The sequence below is a fragment of the Tardiphaga sp. vice154 genome (assembly GCF_007018645.1).
Taxonomy (GTDB): Bacteria; Pseudomonadota; Alphaproteobacteria; order Rhizobiales; family Xanthobacteraceae; genus Tardiphaga.
Map to the genome: position 1 here is coordinate 4,922,179 of NZ_CP041399.1, position 21,267 is coordinate 4,943,445.

Below are 21,267 nucleotides of genomic sequence, written 5' to 3' on the forward strand. Positions count from 1 at the left end.
CGCGCGAAATTATCCGGCACGTAAAGGAATTCCATGGCTAAGCCAGCAGTGATTGTGGTCGGCGCGGACAAGGGCGGCGTCGGCAAGACCACCGTGTCGCGGACGGTTCTGGATTATTTCAGCGCCAACAACGTGCCGACCCGCGCCTTCGACACCGAGGCGCCGCGCGGTACCCTGAAGCGCTTCCATTCGGACATCACCGAGATCGTCGACATGACGACCACGGCCGACCAGATGAAGATCTTCGATACGCTGAACTCTTCGGCGCCGTCGGTCACCGTGATCGACATCCGGGCCGGACTGATGTCCAAGGCGCTCGCCGATCTGCGCGACATCGGCTTCCTCGACGCCGCCAAATCCGGTCAGATCACCTTCGCCGTGTTTCATATCCTCGGCCCGTCGATCGCATCATTGGACGAGATCGCCGAGACCGCCGGCTTCATGGACGGCGCGAAATACTTCCTGGTGAAGAACTTCATCAACAACACCAGCTTCTTCGAGTGGGACCAGGCGACCTACAATTCGTATTTCCACCGCATCAAGGGCGCCACCGAGATCACCATCCCGAAGCTCAACGAGATGGCCTACGAGCAGGTCGAAGTGTCCTCGGTGCCGTTCCTGAAATTCGTCGCCAACAAGGGCGTCAACGACGAGGCCGCGAACTACTCCTTCGTGCTGCGCGGCTATGTCCGACACTGGCTGGCCAACGTCTGGAGCGAGTTCGACCGCATCAAGCTGACCGACCTCGTCAACGACAAGCCGAGCCGCCCCGGCGAGAAGTAAGGCAGCCGCTTTCTTCACCTCTCCCCTCTAGCGAAGCTTCGCTTCGCGTGGGGGGAGAGGTCGACCGGGCGAAGCCCGGTCGGGTGAGGGGCCTTCGCTTTTTTCGAGAGGCCGGTGCCCCCTCACCCCAGCCCTCTCCCCAACGGGGAGAGGGGGCGCGAGGCCGGCGTCCAGCCTTCAATAAAACGCAACTACAATCCCTGCCGCCCGATATATTCGCCCCATGCGCCGCACCCCGGTCTACATCATCTGCTCGACACGCCCGCAGGTCGGCAAGACGCTGATGGCGCGGCTGCTGACCGAATTTCTCGCGCTGCAGCGCGGCGGCGTGACGGCGTTCGACGTAAATCTCAAAGAACCGTCGCTGCTGGATTTCCTGCCTAAACTGACCGAGACCGCCAGCGTCGAGGATACGTTCGGCAAGATGGCGCTGATGGACCGGCTGATCGTCAATGACGACCAGGGCAAGGTGATCGACCTCGGCTACCACGCCTTCGACGAATTCTTCCGCATGACCGCCGAGATCGGCTTCGCCAAGGAAGCGGCGCGCCGCGGCGTGGCGCCGATCGTGCTGTTCATGGCGGATACCGACCGCGCTTCCTTACGCGCCTATGCGACGCTGCAGGAGCAGTTTCCGGATCGCGCGCTGTACACGATCGACAACGAGCACGTGCTGCGCGGCGAGATGCCGCCGCCGCTCGGCCGCGGCCATGTGATTCCCATCGCGGCGCTGCCGGTGTTCCTGAAGACCTATATCGACCGGCTGAATTTCTCGTTCACGAACTACCTGCGCAGCGAGAAGGATTCATCGACCGAGCTGCACCAGTGGATCCGGAAGAACTACTTCAGCTTCCGCGAGATCGAGCTGCAGCTGTTGTTGCAGAGGTCGTAGCAAAATCGTGTCGTTCCGGGGCGCGAGAGCGTAGCTCGAGCGAGCCCGGAATCCCGACATGTTCAGCGCTGAACAGTCCGAGGTTCCGGGTTCACGCGCGGCGGGTGCCGCGCATGCCCCGGAACGACAGTTTTCCTTAATGCCCGTCGAAGCTCATCAGCGTGCGCACCGGCACGCCCATCGCGCGCAGTTTCGCCGCGCCGCCGATGTCCGGCAGGTCGATGATGAAGCAGGCCGCGATCACTTCGGCGCCGATCTGGCGGATCAGCTTGACCGCGCCCTCGGCGGTGCCGCCGGTGGCGATCAGGTCGTCGACCAGGATGACGCGCTCGCCCGGCTTGATGGCGTCGACATGGATTTCCATTTCGTCGAGGCCGTATTCCAGCGAATAGGCGATCCGCGCCGTGGTATGCGGCAGCTTGCCCTTCTTGCGGATCGGCACGAAGCCGGCCGACAGCTGATGCGCGATCGCCCCGCCGATGATGAAGCCGCGCGCCTCGATGCCGGCGACCTTGTCGATCTTCAGCCCGGCCCAGGGCTGCACCAGCTCGTCGATCGCGCGGCGAAACGAGCGCGCGTCGCCGAGCAGCGTGGTGATGTCGCGAAACAGGATGCCGGGCTTCGGGTAATCCGCGATGGTGCGGACGGAGGCTTTGAGGTCGTGTTCAAGTTCGGGGGTCATCGACGTCTTTCAGAGGATTGATGTTTGGTTGAATTTGTCACCGAGCCGGAACGCGTTTTCGACGATGCGCAGGCCGACGTCGCCGCCGAGCGACATCAGCGATTCCGGGTGAAACTGCACGCCGCCGATCGGCAGCGTCTTGTGCTCCAGCGCCATCGCGACGCCGTCCTCAGTGGCGGCCGTGACGGTGAGTACCGCGGGCATGCTGGCCTGCTCGACGAACAGCGAATGATAGCGGCCGATCACGATCTCGTTCGGCAGGTTGAACATCAGCCGCCCGCCGCGGTTCTGCACGCGCGACGGCCGGCCATGCGCCGGCTGCGCCAGCTGACCCAGCACACCACCGAAATATTCGCCAATCGCCTGCACGCCCAAGCAGACGCCGAACACCGGCAAATGTTTCGCCAGCGCGGTGTCGATGGTGCCCTTGATGCCGAAATCCTCCGGCCGGCCCGGCCCCGGCGACAGCACCAGCAGGTCGAATTTTTCACGCGCGAGCACCGTCTGCGCGTGCACATAGCGCACCACCGTGACATCAGCGCCGACCTGGCGAAAATAGTCCGCCAGCATGTGGACGAACGAGTCGTCGTGGTCGATCAGCAGCACCTTCTTGCCGGAGCCCGACGCATCCGGCGCGAATGACGACAGCGGCTTCGGCGCGTCGCCGCGCAACGCCTGGAACAAAGCCGCGGCCTTGGTCTGGCACTCGATCTCCTCGGCGACGGGATCCGAGTCGAACAGCAAGGTCGCGCCGACGCGGACTTCGGCGAGGCCGTCCTTCATGCGGATGGTTCGGATGGTGATGCCGGTGTTGAGCCCACCATCGAAGGTCACGGCGCCGATTGCGCCCGCGTACCAGCGGCGCGACGAGCGCTCGTTGTCCTCGACGAACTGCATCGCCCATTTCTTCGGCGCGCCGGTGACGGTGACGGCCCAGGCATGCGTCAGGAATGCATCGAGCGCGTCGAAGCCGGGGCGCAGCATGCCCTCGACATGGTCGACGGTGTGAAACAGTTTCGAATAGGTCTCGATCTGGCGGCGCGCCAGCACCTTGATCGAGCCGGGCACGCAGACCCGCGCCTTGTCGTTGCGGTCGACGTCGGTGCACATGTTGAGCTCGAACTCGTCCTTCTCCGAATTCAAGAGTTGGCGGATCTGCTCGGCATCGCCGATCGCATCCACGCCGCGCGCGATGGTGCCGGAGATCGGGCAGGTCTCGATGCGGCGGCCGTCGGAGCGCACGAACATTTCCGGCGAGGCCGCGACGAGGAATTCGCCGTCGCCGAGATTCATCAGCGCGCCGTAGGGCGAGGGATTGATCACGCAGAGCCGCTGGAACACTTCGGCCGGCGAACGTTCGCAAGGCTCGGCAAACAACTGCCCGGGCACCGCCTCGAACAGGTCGCCGCGGGCAAAGGCGGCGCGCGCGGTCTCCACCGTGCGCTGGTAATCGCCCGGCGCGTGATCGGAAAAACCCTGGCGCGGCTGTTTGGTGTAGCCACTGTCCGGCGTGTCGCGCGAAAGACCGGCGGTGGAGCGGCCGTTCCAGGTGAAATCATAGCTCAGAGTGACGCCACGGCCGGTGGCGCGGTCATAGGCCAGGAGCCGGTCCGGGAGGTACAGCACGATATCGCGCTGGTCGGCCTCGCGGGCGCGCTTCTGCTGGAGGTCCTCGATCTGGAACACGAGGTCGTAGGCGAAGGCGCCGAACAGACCGAGCATCGGGTCTTCCGACGAAAACAGCCGCGCCACCATCTCGCGCACCAGCGACATCACCGAGGCGCGGCGGGTGCGCTGGTCCTCATCGATCGGCGCATCGCCACGGACGATGTGGCCCTTGAGACGGCTTACGGTGCGCTCGTCAATGACGACGCAGGCCTCGGCCAGCGTGTCGCCGAGGAAAGAGATCAGCACCTCGCCGCGGGCGTTCAGCGCGGTCAGCGCAAACTCCGGGCCGGTGGTCTCCAGCAGCAGCGGCGGGTCGGCAAAGCCGAGATCGAAGCTCTCGTAGCGGCCGGGCACCGTGGTGCCGGACGACAGCACCACGCCGCGGCGGTGGTCGAGATGCTCGATCAGATGGTCGAGCGCAGCGCCGCCGGTGAAGGCATCGGCGTGCCGGAGCACGGCAAGGCCGCCGCGGGTCTGGTAGGCCGTTTCGGGGGGAAGCGAAAAAACCGTCCTGTTCATGGGGTCCTCTTACAAAATCCGGGAGAGGCGCGCCACACAGGACATACGAACAGAGGCCGTCGCACTGCGAGGGCGGCCTTAGACGATCGAAACACGAAAAATCGCACAGCCACCTCGGGTCAGGAGGTGCGCCACCAGAGCAGGAGGGTGCGAAGGGCTGCGTTCATGGCCGGAATGAGCCACGGCGGGCGGGCGAGGTCAAGGGCGGTCGCGGGCGAAAACCGTCATCCGGAGCCCGCCGACACCGTCCTCGATCGGGGTCCAGCCCAGTTCCTCGTAATACGACCGCCGCGCCGGCCGGGCCGTCAGATAAACACGCGGGACGCCGAGGCCGAAGGCGTAAGCCGTCGCGTGATCGACCAGTTGCCGCCCGACGCCGCGCGAACGGAACGCTGGCTCTATCCACACCGCAGCCACCCACGGGGTATATTGCGGGCGTTCGTCGAGGTCAGAGGCGATGATCGAGGCGGTGCCGGCGAACGCTTCGCCGACGTGAGCGACAAAAGCGCATGGAATGGGGCTTGCGACCATGTTTTCGCGCAGCCGGCCAACGATGTAGTCGAGCGGCACGCCATTCGGCTGCCACCACGCGCGCCAGATGCGATCGGCGACGGCGTCGAAGAATTCAGGTCTTTGGCGGAGATCGGAGATCGCGGGCGTGATGCTCATGGCGCAAACGGATTTGCGATGCGCAGCCGGTTATCGACCAGCATGCCGTGCTGCATGTCCTCCGACCACAGCGTCTCGCATTCCGCCGCGAGCGCCGCGGCGACGATGAAACTGTCGTAGATGGCGAAGCCGTAGCGCTCGGCGAGGCGCAGGCCGGCTTCGTGAGTTTCGAGCGTCAAAGGCTCGACCTTTACAAACTCGCGCACGGTGTTTAGCAGGCGATGGATCTCGCTCCACGACATTCCAGATTTTCGGCGTGAGACGCGCTTCATCTCGTTCAAGACCTGAACGCTGATGAAGCCACCCTTGTAGAGCAGCGAACGAACGCGCTCGATCTTCTGGCTTTCGGGAGCAGCCAGATAGAGCAGAGCGTTCGAATCGAAGAAACTACCGCTCATTCGCCTCATCACGGTCGAATTTGAAATCGGGCGGCATCATCCCTTGGAAGTTTCTCAACCGCTCGAACGCTTCCTCCCGGCGTTTTGCCGCCTCCTCGGTTGACACCTGCGGCTCCGCCCGCTTCACTTCCACCACCACTTCGTCGCCCTCCTTCAAGCCGAGGCGGGCAACGTCGTCCGCGGAGAGACGGACGGCGAGGCTGTCTCCGATCTTGGTGACGATCATGGCCATGCTCCTGATATGCAGCCGGAGCGAGCATATCAGGAGTTGGCGGCCTCGTTAAGCGAGGTGCTTGTGGAAGAACGCCGTCGCCCGGCCCCAGGCGAGCTCGGCGGCCTCGCGGTCGTGCACCGACATGCGCTGCTCGTTGACGAAAGCGTGGTCGGCCTCGTAGCGGAAGAATTCCGCGGCCTTGCCGGCGGCCTTGAGCCCCGCCTCGAAGGCGTCGACCACGGCGGGCGTGCACCAGTCGTCGCGGCTGGCGAAGTGGCCCTGCAGCGGGATCTTGACGTCGGCCGGCTTGGCGGCGCCTTCCGGCGGGATGCCGTAGAACGCCACGGCGGCGCCGAGTTCGGGGATCTTGCAGGCGCCGATGATCGACACCGCGCCGCCCATGCAGAAGCCGGTGAGGCCGACTTTCGCGCCGTTGCGCGCGAGATATTGCGCGGCGCCGCGCACCGTCTGGGTGGTGGCGTCCATGAAGTCCAGCGAGTTCATCTCCTTCGCCGCGGCGTCGGTGTCGTGATAGGGCACCACCACGCCGTTGTAGAGATCGGGTGCCAGCGCGTCGAAGCCGGCCAGCGCGAAACGGTCGGCGAGGCCCTTAATCTGCTCGGACAGGCCCCACCATTCCTGGATCACGATCACGCCCGGCGCGTTGCCGGTCGCCGCATTGGCAAGATAGCCCGTGGCGTCCTGGCCGTCCGGTCGCTTGAAGCTGATGGTGGTGCCCATGATGTCCTCCGAGGGGTGTTGCCGCTGTATTGAGAGGTAATTAGACGGCGGGCGGATGACAAGGCAACTGCCTCGCTCGTCGTCCGCGCGAAAGCGGGGACGACAGGGAGAGCGTACACGTCGCGCAACAAAAAAGCCCCCGAAGGGGCTTTTTCATCCAGTCGAACCGGCAACCGCTCAATGCGCGTCGGCCCAGACCTTCTTCTTGGTGAAGTACAACAGCCCCGCCAGGATGATCAGGAACACCATGACCTGCAGGCCCATTTTCTTGCGCGCCTCAAGGTGCGGTTCGGCGGTCCACATCAGGAAGGTGGAAACATCGTGGGCGTAATTCGCCAGCTTCTGCGGCGTGCCATCCTCATACGTCACCTGATCGTCCGACAGCGGCTTCGGCATCTTGATGGCGTGGCCCGGGAAGTAGGTGTTGTAATAGGAGCCTTCCGGGAGCGTGAAATCGGCCGGCGGCGGATCGACATAGCCCTGCAGCAGCGCGTCGATGTAGTTCGGGCCCTTCTCCTGGAACTGCGTGAAGAAGTCGAACACGAACTGCGGAAAGCCGCGGTCGTAGTTACGCGCCTTGGCCATCAGCGAGAGGTCCGGCGGATAGGCGCCGCCATTCGCCGCGCGCGCGGCGTTCTCGTTCGGGAACGGCTTCGGAAACGGATCGGCGAGACGGCCCGGCCGGTCGAACATGTCGCCGGCGTCGTTCGGACCGTCCTTGACCTGGATCTCGGAGGCCACTGCCAGCGCCTGCGCCTCGGTGAAGCCCGGACCGCCGGGATCCGCAAGGTTGCGGAAGTGCATCAGGCTCATCGAATGGCAGGTCGCGCAGACTTCCTTGTAGACCTTGTAGCCGCGCTGCAGCGCGCCGCGGTCGAACTTGCCGAACGGACCGGCGAACGACCAGCTCAGCGACGGCGGCGTCGGTCCGCCCTCTGCGGCCCTGGCGTCCTGCGCGCCGCCAAACACCAGGCCACCGGCGACGATCAGGCCGACCAGCGCTCCGGCGACCTTCTTGCCGTATTTGGCCAGCACGTCATCGGCAATCGAATTCGGTACCGCGCGTGGCTTCTCTATCTTGCTGAGCACCGGCAGCACGATCAGGAAGTAGGCGAAGTACACGAAGGTCAGGATGCGGCCGGCGATGATGTAGATTCCTTCCGCCGGCTTGCCGCCGAGCCAGCCGAGCAGGATGCAGGTTACCACGAACATCCAGAAGAACTGCTTGGCGAGCGGGCGATAGCGCGACGAGCGCGTTTTGGCGTTGTCGAGCCAGGGCAGGAAGGCCAGCACCAGGATGGCGCCGAACATCGCGATCACGCCGCCGAGCTTGCTCGGGATCGAGCGCAGGATGGCGTAGAACGGCAGGTAGTACCATTCCGGCACGATGTGCGCGGGCGTCACGCCCGGGTTGGCCATGATGTAATTGTCGGGGTCGCCGAGGTAGTTCGGCACGTAGAACACGAACCAGGCGAAGAAGATCATGAAGCAGACCATGGCGTAGCCATCCTTGATGGTGGCATAGGGCGTGAACGGCACGGTGTCCTTCTCGGTCTTCGGCTCGACGCCGGTCGGATTGTTCTGGCCGGCGACATGCAGCGCCCAGACGTGCAGCACGACGACGCCGGCGATCACGAAGGGCAACAGGTAATGCAGCGAGAAGAAGCGGTTCAGCGTCGGATTGCCGACCGAGTAGCCGCCCCACAGCAGCGTCACGATGCTGTCGCCGACATAGGGGATAGCGGAGAACAGGTTGGTGATGACGGTGGCGCCCCAGAAGCTCATTTGGCCCCACGGCAGCACATAGCCCATGAAGCCGGTCGCCATCATCAGGAGGTAGATGATAACGCCGAGAATCCAGAGGACCTCGCGCGGCTCCTTGTACGACCCGTAATACAGGCCGCGGAACATGTGAATGTAGACGGCGATGAAGAACATCGAGGCGCCGTTCGAGTGCAGATAGCGCAGCAGCCAGCCGTAGTTCACGTCGCGGACGATTTGCTCGACCGAGTTGAAGGCCATGTCGACATGCGGGGTGTAGTGCATCGCCAGCACCACGCCGGTGATGATCTGCACGCCGAGCATGAACGAGAGGATACCGCCGAACGTCCACCAGTAGTTCAGGTTGCGTGGAGTGGGATAGGTGACGAATGCCGAATGCATGAGGCCGACGATCGGCAGCCGCCGCTCGAGCCACTTCAAAGCTGGGTTTGTGGGCTGGTAGGTGGATGGTCCGCTCATGATGCGATCCTGAGGAGAGAAACGTTGGGACAAGCGAGAGGTCGGGCGAAACGCCGCGGCATCGCCACGGCTCAGCCGATCTTGATCTTGCTGTCGGATGCGAAGGCGTAAGGCGGCACCGGCAAATTCAGCGGCGCGGGGCCGGACCGGATGCGGCCCGAAGAATCATACTGCGAACCATGGCACGGGCAGAAGAAGCCGTCGTACTTGCCTTCATGGGCGATCGGAATGCAGCCGAGATGGGTGCAGATGCCGATCACCACCAGCCACTGGTCATGGCCTTCCTTGACGCGGGCCTGGTCGGTCTGCGGATCGGGCAGGCTCGCGATCGTAACCGCGCGCGCCTCGTCGATCTGCTTCTTGGTACGGTGCATGATGTAGATCGGCTTGCCGCGCCAGAACACCTTGATGTCCTGTCCTTCGGCGATCGGCGCCAGGTCGACATCGATCGGCGCACCCGCCGCGATGGTCGAAGCGTCCGGGTTCATCTGGGAGATCAGCGGCCAGACGACGGCGGCTGCTCCCACGGCAGCCACGGCGCCCGTGGCCACGAAAAGGAAATCACGGCGCGTGTGTTCCGCCGAAGACGTTGTCGTCACGATTCCGAGCCCTTTCTATCTGCGGCCGGTGACTGCCATACCGGCCACGCAAACGCGTTGACCTGATACGAACCGGCGCCCGCGGTGTTTCCCCGCGGCGGCAGGACCTCACTTACGGCCGCAATGCGGCAGCAAACAGTCCAGAATCGTTCTATTCGCACCGTTGCCGCGGTAGTGCAAGTCTGCTGGAGGTCCAGAAAGATGCGATGCACCATCAAAATCGCCGTTTCCGCGCCGCGGACTATCGGCGACCGAATGCCGGGCTTTCGGCAGCCAGCCGGCCCGACACCGACGCGACCGGGAAGCCGCGAGATCGAAACCGGATCCGGGGCTCAGCCTCTATCGAGGCTCGCAAGCGGTAGTGGCCGCTGGCCGATTAGAACCCTCCTAATCGATACCACCGGCAGGTCGCCGACAGTATCGACCTTTGCTAGGTAGGGCCACGGCAACAACACGGGCGCGCGGAATGAGATCGTTATTCGGAAAACTGCATCGCTAGGCGGGGCTTGCCACCGCCGGCTTTCTGTTCTTTTCCGGCGTCACGGGTACGGTGATCTCGTGGGATCACGAGCTCGACGATCTCCTGAACAAGCAATTTCACGACGTCACCTCGAGCGGCCCAGCGAAACCGTCGGTCGAACTGGCCGCACTAATCGAGCAGCGCGACCCGCGGGTGCGGGTGAATTATCTGATGACGACGCCGGAAAAGGGCGAGTCGCTGTCGTTCTTCGTACAGCCGCGGATCGATCCCGCCACCGGCAAGCGCTACACCGACGTGGCCTACAACCAGGTGTTCCTCGATCCCAACAGCGGCGCCGAACTCGGCAAGCGCTATTGGGGCGCGGCGTGGCCGGTCACGTCGGAGAATTTCGTCTCGTTCCTCTGCAAGCTGCATTACACCATGCACATTCCGGAATTCTGCGGCAGCGACCGCTGGGGTGCCCGGCTGCTCGGCATCATCGCTATCATCTGGACCATCGACTGCTTCGTCGGTTTCTATCTGACGCTGCCGGCGCGGCGGCTGATCCGGGCCGGTGCCGCACCCTCGGTGGCGCGCGCATTCGGCCGCGGCTTCTGGGCGCGCTGGAAGCCGGCATGGAAGATCAAGACCGCGGGTAGCGCCTATCGCATCAATTTCGGCATCCACCGCGCCTTCAGCCTGTGGACCTGGGGGCTGCTGTTCATCGTCGCGTTTACGGCATTTTCGCTGAACCTGTATTTCGAAGTGTTCTCGCCGATCATGAAGCAGGTCTCGGACTACACGCCGACGCCCTACGAGTTGCGCGAATATCGCGACCTCGACCATCCGATCGAGCCGAAGATGACATGGTCCGATATTTTGGCGCGAGCCACCGCCGACGGCAAAGCCCGCGGCTGGGAGGCGCCGGTCGGGTCCTTGTTCTATGGGCCGGCGCACGGCGTCTATGCCGCGGCGTTCTTTCATTCCGGCGACGACCACGGTGCCGCTGGTGTCGCCCCGGCGCAGCTTTATTACGACAGCGAGGACGGCCGCGGAATCGGCGATCGCGTGCCGTGGGTCGGCACCGCCGCCGACATTTTCGTGCAGCTGCAGTTTCCGCTGCATTCCGGCCGCATCATCGGCCTGCCCGGCCGCATCCTGATTTCGATCATGGGGCTGGTGGTGGCGGCCTTGTCGGTGACCGGCGTGGTGATCTGGTGGCGCAAGCGCCGCGCCCGGGTGCGCGTCCGCGACACCACCGAAGCGCGGTCGAACGGCCGTCTGGCGCCGGCGGAATAGCCGGCTTGCGGCCCGGCCGCCGGGGCGCTATCGCCTGCCGGGATGGCGGATGAAGCCGCCCCGGAGACCTCATGCGCCTCGCGCTCTACCAGCCGGACATCCCCCAGAACACCGGCACCATCCTGCGGCTGTGCGCCTGCCTCGACGTCGAGGCGCATATCATCGAGCCGGCCGGCTTTCCGGTCTCCGACCGGCATTTTCGCCGCGCCGGAATGGACTACCTCGATCAGGTCAGCATCGTCCGGCACGATTCCTGGGGCCATTTTGCGCGCTGGCGCACCGAGCAGCATTTGCGCCTGGTGCTGTTCACCACCAAGGGCGCCACGCCCTATCTCGAGCATCGCTACGCGGCCGACGACATCCTGCTGTTCGGCCGCGAATCCGCCGGCGTGCCGGACGACGTCGCGGCCACGGCCGATGCCCGCGTGGTGATCCCAATCCGGCCCGACCTGCGCTCGCTGAACCTTGCCATGGCGGCGGCGATGGCGCTCGGCGAGGCGCTGCGGCAGACGCGCTGACGCAAGTCGCTTGCGAAACGGTCCGCTTCCCAATATAGGGTACCCCCCTATCCCACGGAGCCGCCGATGGCGCATACGATCAAGGAAAAGAGCAAGCTTCTGGCGCGCGTCCGCCGCATCAAGGGGCAGATCGAGGCCGTCGAACGCGCGCTCGAGGCGGAGCTGGGCTGCGGCGACGTGCTGCAACTGGTGGCCTCGGTGCGCGGCGCGGTGAACGGCCTGACGGTCGAGCTGATCGAGGACCATATCGTCCACCACGTCGTCGACCCGCACCGCGAACCGGATGCCGAGCGCGCCCGCGGCGCCAGCGAGCTGATCGACGTGATCCGGACTTATCTCAAATGACCCCGGCTGATCGCCGCCACGGAACTTGCGCCATGACCGACCACGCCTTCGCCTCGCAGCACGAGCACGTCTATCTCGGCGACAATCACGACCGCAATGCGCGCCGCACCTGGTTCGTGATCGCGCTGACGGCTGCGATGATGGTGGTCGAGATCATCGCTGGCACCGCCTACGGCTCGATGGCGCTGGTGGCGGACGGCTGGCACATGTCGACGCATGCGGCGGCGATGCTGATCAGCGCGCTGGCCTATCTCTATGCGCGCAAGCAGGCCCGCAACCCGCGCTTCACCTTCGGCACCGGCAAGCTCGGCGACCTCGCCGGCTTTGCCAGCGCCGTGGTGCTGGCGCTGGTCGCGCTCCTGATCGGCTGGGAAAGCTTTTTGCGGTTCGCCAGTCCGGTGCCGATCGACTTTGCGCAGGCGATCCTGGTCGCCACCGTCGGCCTGGCCGTGAATCTGGTCAGCGCCTGGCTGTTGCGGGACGACCACCATCATCACGGCCATTCGCACGATCATGATCACGACCATGCGCATGGCCACGATCACGGTCACGGCGCGACCGACAACAATCTGCGCGCGGCCTATCTGCATGTGATGGCCGATGCGCTGACCTCGGTGCTGGCGATCGGGGCGCTGCTGCTCGGCAGCGTCTATGGCTGGCTGTGGCTCGACCCCGCGATCGGCGTGGTGGGTGCATTGGTGATCGCGCGCTGGTCTTTCGGCCTGATGCGCGATGCCGGCTCCGTGCTGCTCGACTATGTGCCGGAAGACGAAGACCTGCCGGCGGAAATCCGCGGCCTGATCGAGATCGACGGCGACAAGGTCAATGACCTGCACGTCTGGCAGGTCGGCCCCGGCCACCACGCCGCGATCATCTCGCTGTCGTCACCGGCGCCGAAATCGCTGGCCGCCTACCGGGCGCGGCTGGCTGGCATCCACGATCTGTCGCACGTCACCATCGAGGTGGACGGGCCGGCGCACCTGCAGTCTGCCACCTGATCGTCGCCGTTGCCGCCGCGACGTTTCACGTCTTGGCGGGGTGCGAAAGACTCGGCGCAAAAATGCCGCGCGCGTCGGCAGCGCAGCGCAGCGCGCCGGCTTTCTTCAGGGCTTCGTTACGGGCCGCACCAACCGGCAACAAACGTGCCGCGTCTAGCGCTTCGGTGGCGCGAGCATCCCAATCATGCAGATCGGGACGGGAAGGTTTTCGCATTTTCATGGCTGGACCGGTTCGACAGAGAGAGAAGAATGGCTTTCGCCGACTACCGCGGCGCGCTGGATGCGGCGGCAGTGCGGGCATTTGAACGACCGCCAACCGTCAACCGGCGCATCCGCCTGCATCGGTGAGCCGCACCCGGTGCAGCTTGGCGGGTGGCTCATGACAGGGCCACCCGGTCCTCGACAACGTGTTTCATCAGCCAGGCGGAGTTCCTGAACAAAGCGCGCAACGACAGCGCGATCTGGCGATGCTGGTTACGCTCCGAGCCCGGCGGGAATGTCCGCGCAAAGCGCACGACGGTGCGGCGCAGATGGTGCAACTCCTCAGACGTGTAAAACTGCGCACGATCTGGAAGGCGTTCGCTAGCCGGCATAGCTCTACTCGCACTGAAGGCGGGAGCACCAAAAAGCTCTCTGTCACCGGCAAAAGCCAGAAGATCGGACGATGATGATAAAGTCATAGACCGGACATTACACACCGTCTGCCCGGTATCGTACTTATACGGAACTTAACGCGCGCGTACCCAGCATGGCGGATTGATCGATCAGTGCGCGGTAGCATTCGCAGGTCATCGCTTCGAGTGCCGGGCGATCGAGAATTTGGATCACGCCACGCGAAAACACGATCAACCCCTCCCGCTGCAGCCGGCCGGCGACGTCGGTCACCGAGGTGCGCCGCACGCCAAGCATCTCCGACAGCAATTCCTGCGTCAGCGGCAAGGTGTTGCTCTCGGCGCGATCGGCGGATTGCAACAGCCAGCGGCAAAACCGGGCCTCGACGGGATGCAGGCCATTGCAGGCCGCGGTCAGGCGCGCCTGCGTCAGCAGCACTTCGTTGTAGCGGATACAGAGATTTTCTATCGCCCTGCAGTGGGCGGTGACCTGGCGGAAACGCGCCGAACTGATCCGGCTGGTAACGATCGGCAACTGCACGACGGCCCGCACCATCGAGGTGTAGAGTCCGAGTCCGGCCATTGCGCCGACCACGCCCTCGCGGCCGATGGTGGCATTTTCGATCGCCTTGCCGTTCTGCATGACCGACAGCAGGGACACCATGCCGCTGTGAGGAAAATACACCAGCTCGACCTCGTCGCCGGCTTCATACAGAACATGGCCCTGCTTCAAGGCGTGCGTCGTCAAATGCGGCGTCAGCAATGCCAGAATGTCGGCAGGCAGACCAGCCAGCAGATGATTGGGGTGGACGTGATGAAGCGAATGGGATTCGGTCATGGTGCTCTGCTGCGCAAGGCGGGAGCACAAGAACTCTCTGTCACCGATAACTGCCGAGGGCGCGCGGTGATGAGGTACCATACACGATGTATGTCCGTTGAGCGACCTTATTCGGGCCCTGCGACGAATCGACGGTCGACGCTCGCGATCTCGCGGATCCGCGCTGCAAGTTCATTCGCCAGTTCGTGAATCCGCTGTGCAATTTCCTGATCGGTCGTCAAGCGTGCCAGAGCGCGATATTCGGCGACCCGGACACGCAACTCGGCGTTGGTGTCGGTTTGATCCATCGCAAGTCTCTTTTTTTGCTGGGTGAAAGCGCCGCCGACCAAAAGGTTTCGATATACGTAGCAACACAGCTCTTGCCGCGATGGGGTGGTGAGGTCTCACCGTCGAACCGGGCGCCACGCGCCATCAAGGCGCGAATGTCGATTTGCGAGTCACCGGCCGTAGCCAGTATCCCGACGCCTACACCCAACCCAATTCGCAATACGTCACAATCCGACTCATCGACACGCGACATATACAGAATCGACGTTGCTAAGTCGCCATGGCAACGTTATGGTGCGCGCGCTCGACAGGTGGGATATCCCATGTCCAAAGATATTAAGCAGGACTACCTGAGACACGCCGAAACCTGCCTGCATCTGGCCGGCTCCATGAATGATCGGGATAGTCGCATTCAGTTGCGGGAAATGGCGGCGGCCTGGCTGCAACTGGTCGAAAACGAGCCTTCGTCCAAGGTTGGTGGCCTCGACCTTTCTCCTCGTACCTGACCGAAGAACCGTGCTACCGGCCGACGCGCTCCGCGACGTAGTGCTTGCCGCGCGCATTGAACGTCTCGCGCACGACAAAGCCGTCGGCCGGCGACATCGGTCCGATCGGGACCGGCCCGCTCGGCATGATCAGCGTGGCATCCGAGCCGACGAACACCAGCAGATGGCGGCGCTGTTCGAGCAACTGCTCCGACCATTTACGCATGCCGGTGAGATACGGTTCCTTCTGCCAGGCGAAGGGCGATTTCAGATCGACCTGTCCATAGATGAAACCGGTCGACGGCCACACGGAAAATACGATCTTGGACAGTTCCGGCTTCCACGAAGCCGGCAGTTCCTCGCTTTGCACCCACACGCAATCGAAAGCGCGGCATTGCTCCGGGCGGCTGTCGTAGATCTTGCAGCCCGAGCCGATCGCGCAATGCGGGCACCATTTGCCCGCCGGCTTGGCGAGATCGTCGATGCGATAGACCTTGCAGCACATCGTGCACGTCCCGCAGGCGCGGGCGGGCGCGGCAGAGGGGGCGGGAGCTGAAACCAGGGGCGGCTGAACGGTCGACATGGGGCCTGCGGCAATTAGGCGAGTGCGGGCTTTGGGCCCGGCGACAGGTTAGAGCAATTGAAATCTCGGTGATCACCAATAAGGAGAGCGCCGGATGGCTGCCATGCCATGGCTTTGCCCCGGTCTCTGCGCTAGACGATGCGCCAATCAGTGAGTGGATGCGGTGAGTTACGCGGTAAAAGAGATCTTTTTAACGCTGCAGGGCGAAGGCGCGCATGCCGGCCGGGCCTCGGTGTTCTGCCGGTTCAGCGGCTGCAATCTGTGGACCGGGCGCGAGCAGGACCGCGAAAATGCGATCTGCCGGTTCTGCGATACCGATTTCATCGGGATGGACGGCACTTTGGGCGGCCGTTACGCCGATGCCGATCAGCTCGCCTCGACGATCGCCGCGCAATGGGTCGGCCCGGCGGGGCATCGTTACGTGGTGCTGACCGGTGGCGAACCGCTGCTGCAGGTCGATGCCGCCCTGATCACGGCCTTGCACCGCCACGGTTTCGAAATCGGCCTCGAGACCAACGGCACCATTTTGCCGCCGGACGGGATCGACTGGATCTGCGTCAGCCCGAAGGCCGGCGCCGAGCTGGTGGTGCAGCACGGCCACGAGTTGAAGCTGGTCTATCCGCAGCCGCAGGCGATGCCGGAGGATTTCGCGGCCATGCGCTTTGAGCGCTATTCGCTGCAGCCGATGGACGGGCCGGACGCGCTGCAAAATACCGCGCAGGCGGTGGATTACTGTCTGCGCCACCCGCAATGGCGGCTCTCCGTGCAAACGCACAAGACGCTGGGCATTCGATAGAACGACGGACTCCAGGACAAGACGTGCGATGTGGGAATTGACGAAATCGTTTCGTTTCGAGGCGGCGCATGCGCTGCCCGGCACGACTTTGGGCGAAGCCAGCCAGGAAATTCACGGCCATTCGTTTCGCGCCGAGGTGACGATCCGCGGCGCGCAGGATGCCACGACCGGCATGGTGCTGGACCTGGGCCTCCTTGAAGGCCGCATGGCCGAGGTGCAGAAGATGCTCGACCACAAGTTTCTCAACAACATCGAAGCGCTTGGCGCGCCGACGCTGGAAAACCTGTCGCGATTCATCTGGGACCGCGTCGGGCATGCAGGCCACCTCGTCCGCGTCGGCGTGTTTCGCGACTCGTGCAACGAAAGCTGCGTCTATTTCGGCCCGCAGGGCTGAACACCGGAAGGACCGCTCTTGCGCATCCTGCTGATCAATCCGAACACGACCGAAAGCGTCACCGAGCTCGTGGCGCGCCATGTCGCGGCCATCGCCGGCGATGCCGCGAGCATCAAACCGGTGACGGGTGCCTTCGGCGCCCGCTACATCTCCAGCCGGGCTTCGGCGGCGATTGCCGGCCACGCCGCGCTGGACGCGCTGGCGCGCCATGGCGCGGGCTGCGACGCGGTCTATCTCGCCTGTTTCGGCGATCCCGGCCTGCTGGCGCTGCGTGAGCTGGCGCCGGTGCCGGTGGTCGGCATGGCCGAGGCCTCGTGTCTGGAGGCTGCGCGAAATGGCCGGCGTTTCGCCATCGTCACCGGCGGCGCGCTGTGGGGGCCGATGCTGACGGAGTTCGTGGCCGCGATGGGCCTCAAAGACCGGCTTGCCGCGATACGCACGGTCGCGCCCACCGGCGGCGAGATCGCGGAAAATCCCGACGCCGCACTCGCACTGCTCGCGGACGCCTGCACGGCCTGCGCGACGCAGGACGGCGCCGAGGTCGTGATTCTCGGCGGCGCGGCTCTGGCCGGGATTGCCGAACGAATCCAGCCGATTGTACCGGTGCAGCTGCTGTGTTCCGTCGCAGCCGGCACCCGCGCGGCGGTGGCTGCCGCGGCGGCGCCCTTCAGGCGCGAAACCCCGCCGGCAATAAACAGCGTAGGGCTGTCATCCGACCTCGCTAAATCGCTCCGGGGGGCGTAGAAGCCGACCCTCGCGCATCGCTGTGTTCGGCCTGTCATCACAGGCCGCTATGAACCGGGCCGGTGTCAGACCGCTTGCAAACCCAAAGGACAGAATCATGGAATTGAAATCCGGCGACGTCGCCATGCTGAAATCAGGCGGCCATCCGATGACCGTTGCCGAAGTGAACGGCGACAACGTCGTCTGCGTGTGGATGGGCGACGAAGGCGACCTGTTCCGCGAGACCCTGCCGCTGTCGGTGCTGGAACTGGCGCTGCTGGCCTCCGACGACGAAGAAGATGAAGACGAAGACGAGGCGTAAGCCACGTCGAAGCGTTGTGAATAAAGCCGCCGGGTTCCTAGCCCGGCGGTTTTTTTTGTAGCCCGGATGAGCTTGCGCCGGCGCTCGCAGAGCGAAGGCGCGAGCGACATCCGGGGCCGGCCTATCGTTGAAGCGCTGTCCCCGGATGGCGGCACCGCGACGCTGTGCGTCGCGCCGCCTTATCCGGGCTACGATTGGCGCTACAGCCGGTGCTCCCGCGAAAATCGCGCCACGGTCTGATCCGCGATCACCGTGAGCACGTCAATCTCCAGCGGGAAATCCTGCGCCAGCCAGACGTCTTCGGCGAGCGCGATGACGTGGCCGAGGCCGGGGCCGGGAGCGACGCCGCGGGCGATAAAATCGGCCGCCTTGAGCGGAAACACCGGCGCCTTCCAGCGCTCCGGCAGCGTCACCAGCGCCTGCCACGCCGCATCGTCGGCGCCGCGGCCGTCGCGTGCCCAGGCCAGCATCAGGCGATCACGGTAGCGCGCTTCGCCGAGGCGGTACAGCCGCCGCCGCGCGATCGGATCGTCCATGCCCTTCAGCCGCCACCAGCGATGGCCCATCGAATCCAGTTTCCTGAACTCCGCATTGGTCAGCCGCAGCCGCGTCGCCAGACGCCGCGCGTCCTCGGTCACCGCAACGCCGAGCGCGCCGAGCCGCAGCACGGGATCGGGCGCGTGTGCCAGTGTCTCCTCGGCGGCGATCATGGCCGCCAGCGTTCCGGGATAGGTCACGCCGCCGAACAATTGCGACAGCAGGCCGCCGCCAGCCATCGCCTGCACGGCCGCGTGAGCGCCCGGCGCGACCAGCAGCTTCAGCAATTCCATCCGGATCCGCTCGGCCGACAGGCCGGCGATGCCGGCATGGCCGCGGATGCAGGCGAGATAGCCGTCGCGGTCCGGCGCGCCCCTGCCATAGGCGGCATGGATGCGGAAAAACCGCAGGATGCGCAGGTAATCTTCCGCGATACGGCGGTCGGGATCGCCAATGAAGCGCACGCGGCGCGCGTCGATGTCGACGAGCCCGCCGACATGGTCGTGCACCACGCCGTCGGAGGACACCGACAGGCCGTTGATGGTGAAATCGCGCCGTTCGGCGTCGCGCTGCCAGTCGCGGCCGAACGCCACTTTGGCCTTGCGGCCGAAGGTCTCGACGTCCTCGCGCAACGTCGTGACCTCGAACGGCGTGCCATCGACCACCAGCGTCACCGTGCCGTGCTCCAGCCCGGTCGGCACGCATTTGATGTGCGCGGCGCGGGCACGGCGCACCACTTCCTCCGGCAGGGCGGTGGTGGCGATATCGAGATCGCCGAGCGGCAGTTTCAACAGCGCGTTGCGCACGGCGCCGCCGACGACCCGGGCTTCTTCGCCCTCTTCATTGAGCAGCGCCAGCACCCGCGCCGCCGGCCCTGAATTCAGCCATGGCGCGTCGTGCAGCGTGCGCAGCGCAGTCATTTTTCGACCCCCGGCACCAGCCGGCCGTTTTCGAGATGCGCGGGCACGTAGGTCGAGTTCGGCGGCGCCCCGGAATAGTGCGCCAGCAGCACCAGGCTGAGCACCACCAGCAGCAAAGCGACCAACGCCAGCCGGCCGACGACACGGAGCGGCCAGGACGATTTCAGCGTGACGCCGTTCTTGCTGGCGATCAGGAAAATCGCATAGACGGCGAACGGGATCAGGAAGATGCCGACTTCGGTAAAGACGGGGCGGATCATTTCAGGCAAATCCGTTCATACATGATGCGCAGGATCCCTGCGGTCGCGCCCCAGATGTAACGTTCCGCGAACGGCATCGCGTAGAACGACCGCGCCATGCCGCGAAATTCCTTGCTGTGAACTTGGTGGTTGAGCGGGTCCATCAGAAACCACAGCGGCACCTCGAAGGCGCTCTCGACTTCGTTTTCGTTGATGGTGAGCTGAAAGCCCGGCTTGACCCGCGCCACCGTCGGCAGGATGCGGAAGCCGAACGCGGTACCATAGAGATCGAGATAGCCGATCGGCTCGACAAAGGAGCGATCCAGCCCGACCTCCTCCTCGGCCTCGCGCAGCGCGGCGTCGAGGGGCGAGGTGTCTGACGCGTCGATCTTGCCGCCGGGAAAGGCGATCTGCCCGGCATGGTCGTTGAGATGCGCGGCGCGCTGCGTCAGCAGGATGGTCGGCTGTTCGTGCTCGACGACGGCGATCAGCACCGCGGCGGGCCGGATCGGGCGCTCGGCGGCGATGATCTGCAGCATCTGGTCGGTCCCGGCATCGCCGGACAAAGGCACGACGCTGGCGTCGGTGAGGCCGGCCGGCACCTCGAAATTCAGCCGGGCGCGGGCGCGGGCGAAAAATTCCGATGAACCGATCTCTGCAGCCTGAGGCTCGGTCGTCAACATCGGTCCGTTCAAGGCGCTTCCCTCATCTGCTCCGCATCCGCCATGGCGAAGAATGCGCCGGCGGAAGCGATGCCGAACATCGGCTTGCCATCGACCACCCGCTCCTCGCCGATGTCAACCAGATCGTAATAGAGCGCCCGGGTCACCTTGGCCCAGAGGTCGGCGCGGACATGCAGATAGGGCATCAGCCCGCCATCGGCGGCGGTTTCGAAGCGCAGCCGGTGGTCGGCGTCACAATCGACCCAGTCGTCGACATTGGTGCGAAACCGCAGCCGCGGCCCGCTCTCGTCCGCCTGCTTTTCCATCTCGACCGCCAGGAACGGCGCGTCATCGACGGTAATGCCGACCTTCTCCACAGGGGTCACGAGAAAGTGCTTGCCGTCCTCGCGCTTGAGGATGGTCGAAAACAGCCGCACCAGCGCCACCCGGCCGATCGGCGAGCCCAGATAATACCAGGTGCCGTCGGAGGCGATCCGCATGTCGAGATCGCCGCAGAATGGCGGATTCCACAGATGCACCGGCGGCAGGCCGCGGACTTTACCGCCGGTAGCCTGGGTGGCCGCCGTGGTCAGGCCCTCGAGGCCGGCGGCGATCTTCGCTTGCTTCCCTTGCGCCATCTGCCCTTGCTTCGCCATGGTTATCCCTGAGGTTATCGCATCGATCTGGCATGATTGGTGCAGGCCAAATGTCGTGTTTTACCGCTACCAACTCGCCACAACGTGATGCAGTTCATAGCTGCCTGCGGATAATGTGGGGATAGTTTCATTCAGCAAAACCATGACCTTCGCTAGGGACTAGCATGGGGGTTGCGGCAAGACGACGCCGACAGACGATCACAAGGGA

At 64.6% G+C, this 21,267-nt stretch carries 27 protein-coding genes and 1 pseudogene; 11 read left to right on the top strand and 17 right to left on the bottom strand.

The window, feature by feature from the left end:
• Positions 1-33 precede the first annotated feature (33 nt).
• Positions 34-783 (top strand): hypothetical protein, encoded by a 750-nt coding sequence (locus FIU28_RS23145; protein WP_143575455.1) that lies wholly within the window; start codon positions 34-36, stop codon positions 781-783.
• Positions 784-1,006: 223 nt separating this feature from the next.
• Entirely contained in the window at positions 1,007-1,675 is a 669-nt protein-coding gene (locus FIU28_RS23150; protein ID WP_143575456.1) for a hypothetical protein, read from the top strand.
• A 136-nt stretch (positions 1,676-1,811) separates the two neighbouring features.
• On the opposite strand, the gene FIU28_RS23155 is transcribed toward FIU28_RS23150, so the two are convergent.
• From FIU28_RS23155 to petA, 8 genes are all read right to left on the bottom strand, one after another.
• Positions 1,812-2,357 (bottom strand): adenine phosphoribosyltransferase, encoded by a 546-nt coding sequence (locus FIU28_RS23155; protein WP_143575457.1) that lies wholly within the window; start codon positions 2,355-2,357, stop codon positions 1,812-1,814.
• Positions 2,358-2,366: 9 nt separating this feature from the next.
• Positions 2,367-4,544 (bottom strand): anthranilate synthase component I, encoded by a 2,178-nt coding sequence (locus FIU28_RS23160; protein ID WP_143575458.1) that lies wholly within the window; start codon positions 4,542-4,544, stop codon positions 2,367-2,369.
• A gap of 198 nt (positions 4,545-4,742) precedes the next feature.
• Positions 4,743-5,213: a GNAT family N-acetyltransferase gene (locus FIU28_RS23165; RefSeq protein ID WP_143575459.1), complete on the bottom strand. Its 471-nt coding sequence runs from the start codon at positions 5,211-5,213 to the stop codon at positions 4,743-4,745.
• The gene (locus FIU28_RS23170; RefSeq protein ID WP_143575460.1) at positions 5,210-5,611 is read right to left on the bottom strand and encodes a PIN domain-containing protein; all 402 of its coding nucleotides are present in this window, start codon (positions 5,609-5,611) and stop codon (positions 5,210-5,212) included. Before FIU28_RS23170 ends, FIU28_RS23165 begins: the two co-directional genes overlap by 4 nt.
• Positions 5,601-5,837: an AbrB/MazE/SpoVT family DNA-binding domain-containing protein gene (locus FIU28_RS23175; RefSeq protein ID WP_143575461.1), complete on the bottom strand. Its 237-nt coding sequence runs from the start codon at positions 5,835-5,837 to the stop codon at positions 5,601-5,603. The genes FIU28_RS23170 and FIU28_RS23175 overlap by 11 nt, the downstream gene beginning before the upstream one ends.
• Before the next feature lie 54 nt (positions 5,838-5,891).
• A complete protein-coding gene (locus FIU28_RS23180) occupies positions 5,892-6,566 on the bottom strand; it encodes a dienelactone hydrolase family protein (RefSeq protein ID WP_143575462.1) in 675 nt (224 codons plus the stop codon).
• A gap of 177 nt (positions 6,567-6,743) precedes the next feature.
• Positions 6,744-8,807, bottom strand: coding sequence for a cytochrome c1 (locus tag FIU28_RS23185; RefSeq protein WP_143575463.1), 2,064 nt, complete (start codon positions 8,805-8,807; stop codon positions 6,744-6,746).
• 71 nt (positions 8,808-8,878) lie between these two features.
• The gene (petA, locus tag FIU28_RS23190) at positions 8,879-9,406 is read right to left on the bottom strand and encodes a ubiquinol-cytochrome c reductase iron-sulfur subunit (RefSeq protein WP_143575464.1); all 528 of its coding nucleotides are present in this window, start codon (positions 9,404-9,406) and stop codon (positions 8,879-8,881) included.
• Positions 9,407-9,872: 466 nt separating this feature from the next.
• Here petA and FIU28_RS23195 point away from each other — a divergent pair.
• The 4 genes and pseudogenes from FIU28_RS23195 to dmeF all read left to right on the top strand — a co-directional run bounded on the left by FIU28_RS23195 (position 9,873) and on the right by dmeF (position 13,026).
• A pseudogene (locus tag FIU28_RS23195) lies at positions 9,873-11,165 on the top strand (PepSY-associated TM helix domain-containing protein).
• Between the two features lie 71 nt (positions 11,166-11,236).
• Entirely contained in the window at positions 11,237-11,683 is a 447-nt protein-coding gene (locus FIU28_RS23200; protein WP_143575465.1) for a tRNA (cytidine(34)-2'-O)-methyltransferase, read from the top strand.
• A gap of 66 nt (positions 11,684-11,749) precedes the next feature.
• A complete protein-coding gene (locus tag FIU28_RS23205) occupies positions 11,750-12,028 on the top strand; it encodes a metal/formaldehyde-sensitive transcriptional repressor (protein ID WP_143575466.1) in 279 nt (92 codons plus the stop codon).
• Positions 12,029-12,060: 32 nt separating this feature from the next.
• Complete coding sequence (dmeF, locus tag FIU28_RS23210) at positions 12,061-13,026, top strand: CDF family Co(II)/Ni(II) efflux transporter DmeF (RefSeq protein ID WP_143575467.1); 966 nt, start codon at positions 12,061-12,063, stop codon at positions 13,024-13,026.
• A gap of 25 nt (positions 13,027-13,051) precedes the next feature.
• Here dmeF and FIU28_RS23215 read toward each other — a convergent pair whose 3' ends face one another.
• From FIU28_RS23215 to FIU28_RS23230, 4 genes are all read right to left on the bottom strand, one after another.
• Positions 13,052-13,246 carry a hypothetical protein gene (locus tag FIU28_RS23215; RefSeq protein WP_143575468.1) on the bottom strand — a complete coding sequence of 65 codons (195 nt, stop codon included), beginning with the start codon at positions 13,244-13,246 and terminating at the stop codon, positions 13,052-13,054.
• Positions 13,247-13,403: 157 nt separating this feature from the next.
• The gene (locus FIU28_RS23220; protein WP_143575469.1) at positions 13,404-13,619 is read right to left on the bottom strand and encodes a hypothetical protein; all 216 of its coding nucleotides are present in this window, start codon (positions 13,617-13,619) and stop codon (positions 13,404-13,406) included.
• Between the two features lie 124 nt (positions 13,620-13,743).
• Entirely contained in the window at positions 13,744-14,475 is a 732-nt protein-coding gene (locus tag FIU28_RS23225) for a Crp/Fnr family transcriptional regulator (protein WP_143575470.1), read from the bottom strand.
• Positions 14,476-14,582: 107 nt separating this feature from the next.
• Positions 14,583-14,762, bottom strand: coding sequence for a hypothetical protein (locus FIU28_RS23230; protein ID WP_143575471.1), 180 nt, complete (start codon positions 14,760-14,762; stop codon positions 14,583-14,585).
• A gap of 303 nt (positions 14,763-15,065) precedes the next feature.
• On the opposite strand from FIU28_RS23230, the gene FIU28_RS23235 reads away from it, so the two are divergent.
• Complete coding sequence (locus FIU28_RS23235; RefSeq protein ID WP_143575472.1) at positions 15,066-15,248, top strand: hypothetical protein; 183 nt, start codon at positions 15,066-15,068, stop codon at positions 15,246-15,248.
• 13 nt (positions 15,249-15,261) lie between these two features.
• Here the strand turns inward: FIU28_RS23235 and FIU28_RS23240 are convergent, their stop codons facing one another.
• Positions 15,262-15,810 (bottom strand): YkgJ family cysteine cluster protein, encoded by a 549-nt coding sequence (locus FIU28_RS23240; RefSeq protein ID WP_210247742.1) that lies wholly within the window; start codon positions 15,808-15,810, stop codon positions 15,262-15,264.
• Positions 15,811-15,973: 163 nt separating this feature from the next.
• Here FIU28_RS23240 and queE point away from each other — a divergent pair, with 163 nt between their 5' ends.
• The 4 genes from queE to FIU28_RS23260 all read left to right on the top strand — a co-directional run bounded on the left by queE (position 15,974) and on the right by FIU28_RS23260 (position 18,045).
• Positions 15,974-16,606, top strand: a complete 633-nt coding sequence (gene queE, locus FIU28_RS23245) for a 7-carboxy-7-deazaguanine synthase (protein ID WP_143575474.1) — start codon at positions 15,974-15,976, stop codon at positions 16,604-16,606.
• A 28-nt stretch (positions 16,607-16,634) separates the two neighbouring features.
• Positions 16,635-17,000, top strand: coding sequence for a 6-pyruvoyl trahydropterin synthase family protein (locus FIU28_RS23250; protein WP_143575475.1), 366 nt, complete (start codon positions 16,635-16,637; stop codon positions 16,998-17,000).
• Positions 17,001-17,018: 18 nt separating this feature from the next.
• A complete protein-coding gene (locus tag FIU28_RS23255) occupies positions 17,019-17,744 on the top strand; it encodes an aspartate/glutamate racemase family protein (RefSeq protein ID WP_143575476.1) in 726 nt (241 codons plus the stop codon).
• 97 nt (positions 17,745-17,841) lie between these two features.
• Positions 17,842-18,045, top strand: a complete 204-nt coding sequence (locus tag FIU28_RS23260; protein WP_143575477.1) for a YodC family protein — start codon at positions 17,842-17,844, stop codon at positions 18,043-18,045.
• Between the two features lie 200 nt (positions 18,046-18,245).
• Here the strand turns inward: FIU28_RS23260 and FIU28_RS23265 are convergent, their stop codons facing one another.
• Genes FIU28_RS23265 through FIU28_RS23280 form a run of 4 tightly spaced genes read right to left on the bottom strand, consistent with a single transcriptional unit; the run spans position 18,246 to position 21,059 of the window.
• Complete coding sequence (locus FIU28_RS23265) at positions 18,246-19,502, bottom strand: CCA tRNA nucleotidyltransferase (RefSeq protein WP_143575478.1); 1,257 nt, start codon at positions 19,500-19,502, stop codon at positions 18,246-18,248.
• On the bottom strand, positions 19,499-19,762 hold the full coding sequence (locus FIU28_RS23270; protein WP_143575479.1) for a DUF6111 family protein: 264 nt from the start codon (positions 19,760-19,762) through the stop codon (positions 19,499-19,501). The genes FIU28_RS23265 and FIU28_RS23270 overlap by 4 nt, the downstream gene beginning before the upstream one ends.
• Positions 19,759-20,424, bottom strand: a complete 666-nt coding sequence (locus FIU28_RS23275) for a CoA pyrophosphatase (protein WP_210245434.1) — start codon at positions 20,422-20,424, stop codon at positions 19,759-19,761. Before FIU28_RS23275 ends, FIU28_RS23270 begins: the two co-directional genes overlap by 4 nt.
• An 8-nt stretch (positions 20,425-20,432) precedes the next feature.
• Positions 20,433-21,059: a DUF1285 domain-containing protein gene (locus FIU28_RS23280; RefSeq protein ID WP_143575481.1), complete on the bottom strand. Its 627-nt coding sequence runs from the start codon at positions 21,057-21,059 to the stop codon at positions 20,433-20,435.
• Positions 21,060-21,267 lie beyond the last annotated feature (208 nt).